This window comes from Allomuricauda sp. ARW1Y1 (assembly GCF_013407935.1).
Lineage (GTDB): Bacteria > Bacteroidota > Bacteroidia > Flavobacteriales > Flavobacteriaceae > Flagellimonas.
This window is the reverse complement of the sequence record NZ_JACBZU010000005.1, coordinates 75,781-89,080: the sequence shown is the minus strand read 5'-3', so window position 1 is coordinate 89,080 and position 13,300 is coordinate 75,781. Positions and strand designations below refer to the sequence as shown.

Annotated in this window: 9 protein-coding genes; 7 read left to right on the top strand and 2 right to left on the bottom strand. The window is 42.0% G+C overall.

The genetic code is table 11. The features are described from left to right. Positions 1-339: 339 nt before the first annotated feature. Positions 340-1,122, top strand: a complete 783-nt coding sequence (locus GGE08_RS13365; RefSeq protein WP_257024039.1) for a membrane metalloprotease — start codon at positions 340-342, stop codon at positions 1,120-1,122. Between the two features lie 53 nt (positions 1,123-1,175). On the opposite strand, the gene GGE08_RS13360 is transcribed toward GGE08_RS13365, so the two are convergent. Further along, positions 1,176-2,093 (bottom strand): DUF4382 domain-containing protein, encoded by a 918-nt coding sequence (locus GGE08_RS13360; protein ID WP_257024038.1) that lies wholly within the window; start codon positions 2,091-2,093, stop codon positions 1,176-1,178. A gap of 864 nt (positions 2,094-2,957) precedes the next feature. Between GGE08_RS13360 and GGE08_RS13355 the strand changes: the two genes are divergently transcribed. Genes GGE08_RS13355 through GGE08_RS13345 form a run of 3 tightly spaced genes read left to right on the top strand, consistent with a single transcriptional unit; the run spans position 2,958 to position 5,554 of the window. Beyond that, positions 2,958-4,544: a PAS domain-containing protein gene (locus tag GGE08_RS13355; protein ID WP_179385388.1), complete on the top strand. Its 1,587-nt coding sequence runs from the start codon at positions 2,958-2,960 to the stop codon at positions 4,542-4,544. Between the two features lies 1 nt (position 4,545). Then, positions 4,546-5,148 (top strand): ATP-binding protein, encoded by a 603-nt coding sequence (locus GGE08_RS16205; protein WP_179385387.1) that lies wholly within the window; start codon positions 4,546-4,548, stop codon positions 5,146-5,148. 4 nt (positions 5,149-5,152) lie between these two features. After that, positions 5,153-5,554, top strand: coding sequence for a two-component system response regulator (locus GGE08_RS13345; RefSeq protein ID WP_179385386.1), 402 nt, complete (start codon positions 5,153-5,155; stop codon positions 5,552-5,554). Between the two features lie 622 nt (positions 5,555-6,176). Here the strand turns inward: GGE08_RS13345 and GGE08_RS13340 are convergent. Next, the gene (locus GGE08_RS13340; protein ID WP_218847545.1) at positions 6,177-7,040 is read right to left on the bottom strand and encodes an alpha/beta hydrolase; all 864 of its coding nucleotides are present in this window, start codon (positions 7,038-7,040) and stop codon (positions 6,177-6,179) included. 786 nt (positions 7,041-7,826) lie between these two features. On the opposite strand from GGE08_RS13340, the gene GGE08_RS13335 reads away from it, so the two are divergent. From GGE08_RS13335 to GGE08_RS13325, 3 genes are all read left to right on the top strand, one after another. Next, positions 7,827-8,381 carry an RNA polymerase sigma factor gene (locus tag GGE08_RS13335; RefSeq protein WP_166250123.1) on the top strand — a complete coding sequence of 185 codons (555 nt, stop codon included), beginning with the start codon at positions 7,827-7,829 and terminating at the stop codon, positions 8,379-8,381. A gap of 154 nt (positions 8,382-8,535) precedes the next feature. After that, the gene (locus GGE08_RS13330; protein ID WP_179385385.1) at positions 8,536-9,714 is read left to right on the top strand and encodes a FecR family protein; all 1,179 of its coding nucleotides are present in this window, start codon (positions 8,536-8,538) and stop codon (positions 9,712-9,714) included. A 62-nt stretch (positions 9,715-9,776) separates the two neighbouring features. Continuing rightward, positions 9,777-13,298 carry a TonB-dependent receptor gene (locus tag GGE08_RS13325; RefSeq protein WP_179385384.1) on the top strand — a complete coding sequence of 1,174 codons (3,522 nt, stop codon included), beginning with the start codon at positions 9,777-9,779 and terminating at the stop codon, positions 13,296-13,298. Positions 13,299-13,300: the final 2 nt, after the last annotated feature.

The window sequence follows — 13,300 nt, the reverse complement described above, 5'->3', positions numbered from 1 at the left end:
TATTTATTGCTTTTATAACTGAATTTTAAAAAGAAACAGAAAAAGTACGTCCAGTAAGAAAAAATAAATGGTTTCCTGATGGGGCAGGGCGGTTTGATTTCGTTAGGGGATTTGCGCTTTCGAGCACATTGCCAGTATTCCTTTGAGGAATGGCTTCAGGGAAATCCGCCCATTGCGTTCATTTGCCAATAAAAATAGAACGCATGATCTTTTAAAGGGCGATGATGTCCTATGTAATTTCATTTTATCGGTTGGCTGCCCTCGTCCAAAAATGATTGTTTTCCATTGCAATGAATTGCGATATTAACGTTATGGTACTATAACATAAGTATGATGGATATGTCAAGAAAATACTTTATTTGGGTATTCTTTGTTTTTAGTTTGAGCTGTTCTTCTGATGGAGATTCTGGTGGGGACAATCAGCCCATAGGGGAAACTGTGGATAAAACCCCCAATCAGCAAGCTGTAGGTGATACCGCACAGGATTTATTGGTTGATGAGACCTTTACCTCATTGTACCTAGAACTATATTATGTGGAGGGACTGAGGCCCAGCTCCGAAACGATTGACCATTTTACGGACTTTTTGGAGCGTCGTCTAAACAAACCCCAAGGCATACGCATTGAACTCTTTGAAATGACATCCCCAGGTCAGGAAAGCTATAGCGTTGCGGATATCCGCACCATAGAGGATGATATCAGGACGGCATATAACGATGGTTCAGCGCTCAAGGCGTTCGGGCTATTTTTGGATGGAGCATATGCGGAGAATACAGAAAATGGCTCTGTCTTGGGCATAGCCTATAGAAATACTTCCTTTGTGCTGTTTTCAGAAACCATACGGGAGTTTAGTGGACAGCCATTGGCACCCAGTACAACCGTGTTGGAAAGTACGGTGCTGGACCATGAATTTGGTCATCTTTTGGGGCTGGTAAACGCGGGAACACCGCTACAGAGCCAGCATCAAGACGTGGAGTATGGAAGGCATTGTACCGCTGAAGACTGTTTGATGTATTGGACAGCTGAGACCGGGGAAGGCTTGGTCAATATGATCAGTGGAGGGGCCGTACCTCCTTTGGATCAAGCATGTCTTGACGACCTCAGGGCCTTCGGTGGAAAATAGCTAAAAAAAGCCCCGTTTCCGGGGCTTTTTAGAACCATAGCTGGATATGTAGACTAGGAGGAAGTGCCGATGACCGTTACATTGGCGCTCAATTGAATTGCGGAGGTAACCTCCAATGCACCCAAGTCAAGTCCTGTTGTGGACTCCACCTCCAAGGTGGAGTTGAAATAAAATTGATTGCCGTCCTTGGTATAGGATACAAAGATGAGCTCATATTCTCCGGTCGCCAAAAAATTGAGGCTGTACGAGTTATTAATACCTCCTACCTCAGCACTTGTCACGGCATTGGCAAACCTTATATTGCTTTCGCCCTGCCCTTGCGTTTCCACTTCGGCATTGTAAGTGCCCTTTTCGTAGGCGTAGACCACGATTTTGTCCGAGGTGTCCTGTGTGTCGTTGACCGTTCCCTTAATTTCGCCCGTGGTCTCTTTGTTCACGGTTCTTAGACCGGCACTCAATTCAGAGGTGCTGACAAAATTAAAGTCGCTTTCCAATGTACCTTCTTCTTCCTTAAGGGTTTTTCTCAAATCAAAATCAATGATAATTTCATTGGTATTGGTTGCAAATACCTCAAAGCTATCGGTAACATTAATGGTTTGCGAAGCGGATTCGATCTTATCCTTGGTTCCATCCGCCATTTCGACATAACATCCAGGCGCATTCCCGTCCACATCGGCCTCATAGTCCAATACCAATTCGATAGTGCTGTAGGACCCAGCTTCCATTTGAAGGTCCCCTAAGGTCTTGGTCTGTCCGTTGACCAAGGCTGATAGATCAAATGTGGTCTTGGTAAAGCCCTCCAGGGAGGTACCGTCCACCCTTACATCGGATACGGTCACAAAAACGGCTTCGATTTCCGCATGGTCGACAGGGGCATCGGTGATCTTGTAGGTGGCATTGTATGTTTCACCTTCTGGATTTTCAGTTGCATTATCCTCACTACAGGAGAACATCATGATGACTGTTCCCATTGTAATTCCAACATTTTTCAAAAAAGGTTTCATAAAAATTAAGATTTTGAGATTTGTTAATACTTGTATTGATATAACAATGTTCAGAACGGATACCCTACTTTAAAATTGTAGGAATAGACTTATTAATATCATTTGTTTATGATTGTCAGGGCCTTATAGTTTAAAAGATTTTCCTTTGTCGGGAAGTGATGGACTAGACGGTAGGGGTGATTTGGGATAGGGATTCGGAGCATAAGCGAACCTGATGATTACCCTAATGAGAAGGTGTCCCTTATCCTGAAACCAGCGACCATGAAGAACTATAATGAAACGGAAAAGTACCTTCATCGATTTTTATCGGAAGACAAGGAAAGTGAACGATGTTTTTCTCAAACAAGCGAACTCTTCCTTTGTAACAGAATTTGAACATTTCTTTGGTGGATACTGGGACACCAACAATAAGCTCCCATTGGTGATAAATCGATAATGCTGAGCAATCATATTTACATTGGAACGGCGTCCAAACCGATGGGCCTTCGTTCTCAACGACCCAGTCAGGGCAAGGAAGTTTTATAAGAGAATCAGTAAGGTAATCAGTAATCTTTTGATTCGCTTTGAGGATTGGAAAACACCAAAAACGTGTAACCTTATTACAAACCACCTTACCTCAAAATCATATGGTATATGGCTGTTCTTGTCAAAAATTGAGATTGGGTTGACTTGTTTTTATTATAAGTCGAGCACCTTTAAATATTATAAAAGCAGAAGCCTTTCAAGGCTGATTCGACAATAATACTATCCCTTTTCTTCTCTTTTTTGTAGGTATCTACAACAGTTTTTATTTTATTAGCTTAAATTTAAGCTGCTACCGAAAGTATTTCAATGACCATACCACATACTCGCTTTAGAAAAATACCTGTACCATTGGCCCTTTTAAGTACAACTTTTGAGATTATTGATGTTTCTGAAAAGTGGTTGGGCCATTTCAATCTATCTGAGGACATTATAGGCAAGAACCTTTTCAGTAGTATGCCCGATTTGCCCGAGGAATTGGTTTTGGATATCAGAAATTGCTCATCAACAGGTAACTATAGTTCGCAGAGGGCACCGGTCGTTTTGAAAAACGGGGAAATAATTTGGTACGAATGGAAAGTTGATGTTCTGGAATCCGATAACTCAAATATAAATGAAGTCCTTTTGGTATTGGAGGATATTACCGAGAAAAAACTGGATGAAGCTTTATCATTGAAGTCCGAACAAGTTGCCAGAATTGGAGGATGGGAAGTTGACTTGATTCACAACACCATTTATTGGTCAAAAATTACTAGGGAGATACATGAAGTCGAAGATGACTATATACCAACCCTGGAGCAAGGTATCTCCTTTTATAAAGAAGGTGACAGTAGGGATACTATAACAAGGCTTGTCCAAAATGGGATGGACAAAGGGGAGCCATGGGATGTGGAACTTCAGATAGTAACCTTTAAAGGCAAGGATCTTTGGGTAAGGGCCATCGGCGAACCTGAAATAATCAATGGACAATGTGTTAGAATAACAGGAACCTTTCAGGATATCGATAGAAGAAAAAAAGCTGAGATCGAATATAAGAAAGTAAGTGATCGATTGATGTTGGCCACGGACAAATCCCGGATCGGAATTTGGGAGCTGGACGTAACCAACGACGAGCTTTTATGGGATTCCAACATGTTCAATTTATACGGAATCAAAGAATCCGATTTTATAGGCGGTTACAAGGCATGGGAAACTTGTGTCCTTCCAGAGGATTTGGAGAGAACTACAAAAGAGGTTCAGGATGCCATTGAAGGCAAGAAAACATTGGACACCAGTTTTAGGATAACATGGTCCAATGGTGAGATACGATGGATAAAGGCTGAAGCGACAGTTATCAGGGATGTAAAGGGAAACGCCTTGAAGATGATAGGCATCAATCAAGATATTTCTGAATTAAAGACCACCCAGTTGCAGCTCGAAAAAAGTGAAGAGTCCCTTCAGGGTGCATTTGAGAACTCTTCGGTGGGCATGGCTTTGGTGGCACTCGACGGTAAATTCATCAGTGTAAATCAGAGTCTTTGCCGAAGTTTGGGTTATGCTGAAAATGAACTCCTAGAACTGACTTTTCAAGACATTACACATCCAGACGATCTACAAATTGATTTATCACTTTTGCATCAGGTCATTGAAGGAAAGAGAAGGACGTATCAGATCGAAAAGCGATATTTCGACAAAAATGGACAAATTGTATACGTACTTTTAACAGTTACAGCTGTTAAAAACTGGCAAGGTGAAATCTCTCACTTTATATCACAAATAGTAGACATATCGGCACGAATCGAAGCCGAAAAAAAAATTAAAGAGCATACTTCAGGTAACCACCGACCAGAACAAAAGTCTTCTGAACTTTGCCCACATCGTTTCGCACAATCTTCGTTCCCATGCCGCAAATCTTAGTATGATAAGCAGTTTTCTCCTGGATGGAGAGTTAACCGAGGAAGAACAAAAGGATACCATGGGAATGTTGGGTAGGGCTTCCGAGGGACTGAACGAAACCATTGGCCATCTCAATGAAGTCGTTCAGGTAAAACTGGGCATAGAAAAAGAGCTTAGTACCATATCTTTAAAGAAAGTGGTCAGTAAAATAATCACGGATATTTCAGCTTTGATCCAAGAGAATAAGGTGGTGGTAGATATCATGATCCCCACTTCTTTTAAAGTGCAGGGGGTTCCTGCTTATATAGAAAGCATTATACTCAATTTGGTGACCAATGCGATCAAATATCGCGACCCTGACAAGAGAGCCAGTATTACCATTGAAGCCAGTTTGGAGGAAGAATATGTGAAGTTGTCCATAAAGGATAATGGTATGGGAATCGATTTGGACAAATATGGAGAGAAACTTTTTGGGATGTACAAAACCTTCCACGGAAATAAGGATGCCAAAGGAATCGGTCTTTTTATCACTAAAAACCAAATCGAATCCATCGGAGGGAGAATAGCGGTTGAAAGCCAGGTTGGTGTCGGGACAAATTTTATGGTCAAACTATTAAAAGCGTAGTATTATGAATCAATTGGAAAGTTCTTACATTGTGGATGACGACCCTATCCATCAGTTCGGAATGAAAATGTTGATGAGAAAACTGGGGTTCTCAAAAGAGGTTATGGTATTCAACAACGGGCAAGAGGCCATTGAGGCCCTATGGGATTTGGTACAAGCCAAACTACCGTTTCCCAACGTCATCTTTTTGGACTTAAATATGCCTATAAAGGATGGTTGGGGTTTTCTTGACGAGTTTGTTCAAATTCCCCATCGTAATCGGGAAAAGGTATTATTGTATGTCGTTAGTTCGTCTATAAATCCATGTGATAGGGAAAAGGCTAAGGAATATTCCGTGGTTAGTAACTATATGGTCAAGCCCATTAAGGAAAGCGAGCTAAAAGACGTTTTGAATCTTTTAAGATGACATTTAAAAAATCTAGAAACTTTTTTAGAATCTATTCATCCTCCGGTCAGTAATTGTTCCATGGCGTAAAACTTCCAATGGAGTGCTAATGGAGAAGTATAAAAATGTTCTTTAAGTCTCCCCATCTTTTTTAACAAGTCCGATTGCATGGTAATCCCGTGTTTACTGACATCAATGTGAATTTCTTTGTGCTTTTACCAAAAAGAATATCCCTTGCCAAACCGTTCCAACTCCTTCAGTATACCTATATAATGGGGAAGGCCTCTCTACGCGGATATTCTATCTGTAATTGTAAAGTACATACTTTCGCTTTTGGTATTGACTATCTGGGTGAGCTTTACCATCAAAAACACGATGTTTATGTGATGTCACCGTAATGGTTTGAAGATGGTCACGTTTCAAAAGGTCTCAACTCCGAAACTGTAGCCACCATGGGACATTTTGACTTACCGTCTAAACTTCTTTTTTTATTTACCCATCTTTTTTTCGGAATTGGTATGAAATGAACTCATATAATGGTTACACATTTTAAGAAAAATAAGGGCAAGGATTACTTTTACCATTTCCCCAAAAAGTACTTGGTTGGAAGGATTTTGTAGAAAGCTTATTCAGGGAGTTTGAACTATTTCCAAAAAGAATCACTTATAAACTTTAGGCCCACGGGTAAGGACTCACGCCAATACGGCCAGGTATGTGCACCATCACGGACCCTGTACTCGTGAGGTATCTGCCTAACTACAAGCTCCTTGTGCAGCTGGGCATTTCCGAGCGTAAGAAAATCGTCATCCCCACAATCAAAATATATTTTTACTGTTTTTAGTAGTTCCGGGTCCTTGTTTTTTACCCATTGAAGCACATCATATTCTTTATAGCTTTTATTTAGTCTATTTTTTCCTTTTGTGCCCACCATATCGGGCATAGCTATAGAGATATATCCATCCATGGATTCTTGGTCCGAAGAAGTAACGGATTCCTCGGTAAATATGGCAGAGCTATAGGCGGCACAGGCTCCAAAATATTGATCATATTTTAATGCCAATCGCAAGGCTCCTGCCCCGCCCATGGAAAGGCCGCTGATACCTGTATATCGCTTTGTTTTACGAACACGGTAATTGCTTTGGATATAAGGGAGCAATTCTTTCATGAACATATCCTCATATGGATAGGTGCCATCCGTTCTGTTCATATAGAGCCGGTCATCCCCATCTGGCATTACAATCACCATTTTCTGGATATTTCCCTGCTCGATCTCACGATCGACTATTCGTTGCATTCCCCCCGATTCAATCCAACTTGTTTCATCACCGGTATAACCGTTTAAAAGATAAACTACGGGGTAATGACGTTCGGAATAGTCATAGCCATCTGGCAAATAAATGGAATACTTGACCTCTGTTTTTAAAAGATCACTCTTCATAACTTGGCTTTCCAAGATTTTACTTTGACCTAATAGTGCAGTATGGATGGCCAGCCAAAAAAGTAGCATTGCATATGTTTTCATAACTATGGATATCCTTAATTGATTAGGGTATATAGACCACTATTCATTGTAAACGTCCGATGGTCTGCAAAAAACACTGATGTAAGATAACAAAAAGCGATAAATAATGGACATGAACTAGTAGATCCTTTGTTGATAAAACGTACTGGTACCATGGGCAAAATATGCAGGGAACACTTGGTTCACTATTCCTTTTATAATGTCGCAAATCGATCTACAGGGGTGAAATGTGCAAAAGCGCGCACCTAAGTTCGTGGGAACTGTTGACGATGGTTAATACCGATTACAAATATTTTTTACAATCTATTCAGGCCGAATTCCAAGGTAGTTTTGTCAATTTCTTAAACGGGTATAGGACCGAAGCGGGCAAACGACCAATACTGGATGTGAGCCGCTCCATGGAAGTTGCTTGTTCGACGCAGGTGCCCACTACTGAATCGGCAAAGAGACCATAGCTTTTTTACATTAAAGTCAAAAAAATAATCAGGTTTAAAGATTTTTTTATAATTTGTTAACGTTTTTTGGAAATAATATTATTGGTTTTTACACATGCTATTGTGAAATGCCCATTCCTTTAGATTGGATAAATCTTTCCATACAAAGGGATTGTCTCTTCTTCATAAGGCACATTTTTCGTTTATGATTTAAGCTGATCGAGAATATCGATGTAAATGTCTTAGGTTATGAAACAAAGCGTTCTGTGCAAACAGTAAGAATTCGATTCCACCGAAACCTTACCAGTACAGGAGCGCTTAAAAGAAAGGCGAAAAAATGGATCGACATAGCTTTACCAAAGAATCCTATCTATTGGAGCACTTAAAAAGAGGCTCTACGGCTGCCTATGAGCATCTATTTACACTATACCATAAAGAACTCTGTAATTATCTGTCGGCAATTACCGGAAACCCCAAGGTTGCCGAAGATATTGCCCAACAAACCTTTATCAAGATATGGGACAATCGCGAGAAGTTACAGGTCGAGGATAACAAACTTAAGCGATACCTATTTAAAGTGGCCTATAACCTTTTCATCGATGTACAACGAAAGAGAAAAAAGGAATTTAAGCTGCTCGAGAAATTAAAACAGGAGGCTTATCTCGACCTCACCGATGTGGATACTTCCCTTTTCGAAGAAAGGCTCAGGAAAGTTGAAAAGGAAATCGACAACCTCCCTGAACAGTGCAAGAAAGTGTTCATCCTAAGTAAGCGAGAGGGGCTTAAGTACCGAGAAATCTCCGAACAACTTCAAATTTCCATAAAGACCGTGGAAGTACATATGGCCAAAGCCATGAAGCGGCTTAGGGCCCAGCTCACCAGTTTACTCTAATTTTCACCATTCCATTATTGCTTTATCGTGGTTGGATTTCCACAATAAGTGGGTTATATATGTACTTTCTCCATTTAAAATGTTAAAATTTTAGGTTTCTATAAGGGTTTTTTGAAAAAGTTACGTCTCTTGATAAAGTGACAAAATACATCAAATGACCAAACTTGATATTAGAAGAATCATCACTAGGTATATCAACCAAGAGGCTTCCCAGGAAGAATTGGCCATTTTATATGAATGGGTAAAGAAAGGAAACAACAAAGAAGTCTTTAAAAAGTTGGTACAAGCCGACTATCTGGTCAATTACGAGGATAGGCCATGGGATACCGAGGTGGCCTTTGAGCAGTTCCTGCATACCATTAAGAGCAAGGAAAATGGAAAGGTGAAAGGCCTTTACAGCCGTCCTTACCTCTGGAAATATGCTGCAATTGCGGTTATTTTCTTGGGGTCCTCATTATACTTTCTTCTAAATCAGCAACTATTTGAAAAGGTTCCTCTGAATGTAGGTCCCGACCAGATTACCTTGGAACTGGACAATGGAGAGGTACTGGTCTTGAAACCATCATCAAACAATACCGTTAAAAGCAAAAATGGAACTACGGAGGTCTCAGTGATCAACGGGGTGTTGACACAAAGGGACAACGGAAAAACCAGTGGGTCTACACGCAAAAACACTTTAAGTGTACCCATAGGTGAGCGTCTATCGGTAACACTGGACGATGGTTCCGTTGTAATGCTCAATGCGGGCTCGACCATGACATACCCATCAAGTTTTGAAGGTGCTGACCGGAGAGAGGTGCTTGTAACAGGAGAAGCCTATTTCGAGGTGGCCAAGAACCCGAATAAACCATTTATTGTACGGACCTCCAAAATGTATACCCAGGTCTATGGTACAGTTTTCAATGTTTCGGCCTACCCAGAAGATGAAATCAATGAGGTGGTCTTGGTTGAAGGTTCAGTTGGGGTAGGAACACTTTTCAGGGAGTCGCTGGAAGGAGAGCAAATGCTCAAACCTTCCCAAAAGGCCTCCAGTAATCCAAGGGAAGGCAACGAATTTCTTATCGAAGATGTCGATGTTTCCCCCTACATCTCATGGACCAAGGGAATCCTTGTTTTTGAGAACGAGCCCATGGGCAAAATCATCAAAAGGTTGGAACGACATTACGGCATCCAGATAGACAATAGATTTGAACAGCTTGAAGAAAGACGTTTTACGGGTATGTTCGATGAAGAAAATATTGATCGCGTCCTTAGAACCATACAGGCGCATACCCAATTTAGTTATTACCTAAAAAATGAAATGATAATAATAAATGAACCTCATAAACAATAGTGCCTATGAAGTAAAAACCAATAACCAAAAAACAATTACTAACTAACTACACTAATTCAATTATGAAAAAAACCATAACTAAAGGTGCATCATGCCCAAAATTGGGCAAAAACATGCTGTACGGCCTATTTCTGATCCTCTTTTTTGGTCAGGTCAATGCAGCTTCCTGTGCACAGTACGACAAGGTGGACAAAAGCTTTTTCGATACCAAACTGAGCGAAGTTTTTGAGACCGTCACCCAAACAACAGGGTACAAGTTTTTTTATGAGGCTTCGGAGGTGGACCTGGACCGAAAAGTTACCGTTCTTGGTAAAAATCGCTGTGTAGCCGACTTTTTTGAGGAGGTTTTTAAGGGTACAGACCTTACTTTTAAGATCATTGCAAGGCAGATAGTCATTAAGAAAAAGACTGAATCCTTGCCCAACTTGGTCCCACAACGAAAGGTTGAACAGGATAACCCACAATCCACCTTGACCGGTCTGGTGTTGGATGAGTCCGGGATTCCTTTGGCAGGCGCCAGTATTATTGCAAAAGGAACCACTGTAGGTGTTACTACCGATTTTGATGGTAATTTTGAAATTAACTTGCCCTCGGGAGTGACAGTGATCCAGGTCTCCTACATAGGATTTAGGCCTAAAGAGGTGAATGTTGCCGGTCTTACTACGGTAACCGTTACTATGGAAGAAGACGCTGCCTCATTGGATGAGGTGGTCGTTGTCGGTTACGGTACTTTGGCAAAAAAGAAAGTTACCGGGTCAGTAATCTCCGTCAGTTCCGAGACCATTACCGAGGTTCCGGCCCTTACTCCAGAAGCCGCACTCATTGGTCAGGTGACCGGTGTTCAAGTACAGGAGGTGTCGGGTGAGCCCGGCGCCGCTCCCAATATCAGGGTACGGGGTTCAGGTTCCATTTCGGCGGGAAATGACCCACTATTTGTTGTGGACGGGATTCCTATTTCACGGAACCTTACCTCCTCCAGCCAATTGGGTGGGGTGTCAAACAGGCGATCGGCCTTTCAGCCACCAACGATCAATCCACTGGCCACGCTAAACCCTAACGATATTGAATCCATTCAGGTCTTGAAAGATGCCAGTGCCGCTGCTATCTATGGCTCTAGGGGTGGCAATGGGGTTTTATTGATTACCACCAAAAAAGGTTCTAATGGAGATGAAGGGGTGTTTTCCTTTGATTCATTCTTAAGCCTCCAATCTGTGGCCAATAAGCTTGATCTAATGAACGCACCGGAGTTGATCGATTTTACAAGGGATGCCAGGAACAACGCCTATCTTCAGTCGGTGGACGGAGCGTCCATAGATGACCCCATTGGTCCTGGCGACAGAGGTAACACCAATTACGAAATGCCTGAATCTTTTATCAACTGGGATGGCACGGATACAGATTGGCAAGATTTACTTTTTAAAACAGGTATTGTACAGAGTTATAATTTTTCCTATGCCTCACCGATACGAAACAAGACCAGTTTTTATCTTTCCTCGGGATATTTTTCACAAACAGGAATTATTGATAAGGCCAAGTTTGAGCGTTATACAGTTTTGCTTAATCTCAATTCCCAATTGACAGAAAAATTGAACTTGGATGTGCGTTTGGCCCCAACAGTGACCGAAAATCAAAGGGTACCGGCATCTGCACCTTATTTTGCAACCCCTCCAGGAATCGTTTATTCCGGTATCGTACACTCGCCAACCGTAAGCCCTTACAATCCAGATGGTACGATCAATCAATTGAACAATCAATCGTATTTGGGCGGTGGTACCACAACGGCTAGTAACCCTTTGGCTATCATAGAGGCTGTGGATGACCAGATATTCCAATTCCAGACAAGGGGAACCCTTGGATTGACCTATGACATCCTACCGGAATTGAGTTTTAAAACGTTTGGGGGTGTTTATATCAATCTCTTCAACCAAGACTTTTACCGGGCAAGCTCCCTATTGTTCCGAAATTCAGCGGATGGTAACCCATACGGTCAAGCGTCCTCTTCCACAGAGACCAATTGGCTCTGGGAAAACACCTTGAATTTTAAAAAGGAATATGGGGATCATTATGTCGATGCGGTACTCGGTTATACCGCTCAAAAGGATAACCTGACCTTAAAACAGGTACTTGCCAATAATTACCCGGATGATTTGGTCCCGACCATTAGTGGGGGGCAGGTATTTGGCGGAACCTCTATACAGGAACAGTGGTCCTTGTTGTCTGCCCTTTTTAGGGTGAATTATAGCTACAAGGACAAATACTTGTTCACTGGAACGATTCGTTCAGATAAGTCCTCACGATTTGGTAAAAACAATCAGACCGGCTACTTCCCATCCTTTTCTGTAGGTTGGCGATTGAACGAGGAGACATTTTTAAGGGATTCAGAATCCATATCTGAGTTAAAGCTCCGCCTTAGCTGGGGTCAGACTGGAAACTTTGAGATTCCCAACTACGGTGCCGTAGGGCTTCTTGCGCCTCAAAACTATAATCTCGGGGGCAACCAGATCAATGGACTGGTACAAAGCACCATACCCAATCCTAACTTGACCTGGGAAAAATCCGAGCAGATCAATGCAGGTATCGAATTGGGCTTGTTCAATAACAGGGTCTTCGTTTTGGCGGACTATTATGATACGCGCACAAAGGATTTATTGTTGAATGTGGCCATTTCTTCCGTATCTGGATTTGAGACCAACTTGAGAAATCTGGGAGAAGTAAAAAACTCAGGTTTTGAAATCGCCCTGAGCACCAAGAATTTTGTAGGCGACTTTACTTGGAATACGGATGTCAATTTTGCAACCAATAAAAATGAAGTACTGTCATTGAATGTAGACAATGAGCCCATATTCTCTTCCGGAAGTGCAGGCGTAAGGCACGTCACCCAGGTAGGGGATCCTATCGGCAGTTATTATGGATATGTGGTAGATGGTATCTATCAGTCGCAAGAGGAAATCGCCAATGCACCGGTCGATACCCAAGCTCCCGATCCAGCACCGGGTGACTTTAGGTTCAAGGATATCAACGGGGATGGACAGATCACCCCGGACGACAGGACCGTTACCGGTAGTTATTTCCCTGATTTTATTTGGGGTATCAACAATCGACTGACTTTCAAAAACATTGATTTTAGCTTTTTGATTCAAGGAACGGAGGGCAATGAAATATTGAACCTGACCTCCCGGCACATGAAGAACGGAGAGGCCAATTTCAATTCCTACGCAGTTTTCAACGAACGTTGGAGATCCCCTTCCGACCCGGGGAACGGGTCCATTCCCAGGGCGGATAGATTGTCCGGGAACCATGGGAACAATAACAGGCCCTCTTCTTTTCAAGTTGAGGATGGGTCTTACGTACGTTTGCGTAACGTGACCCTGGGTTATACGCTGCCAACGGATAATTTTTTTGGAAGTAAGATCCAGAGACTTAGGTTCTATGTTACCGCCACCAACCTCTTTACCATAACCGATTATCTTGGCTATAACCCAGAGGTGAGCAGTATTACAACGAACAGTTTGACACCTGGGGAGGACTATGGGGCATTTCCATTGACCAAATCCTTTACCATGGGCGTAAACCTTAAGTTCTAACC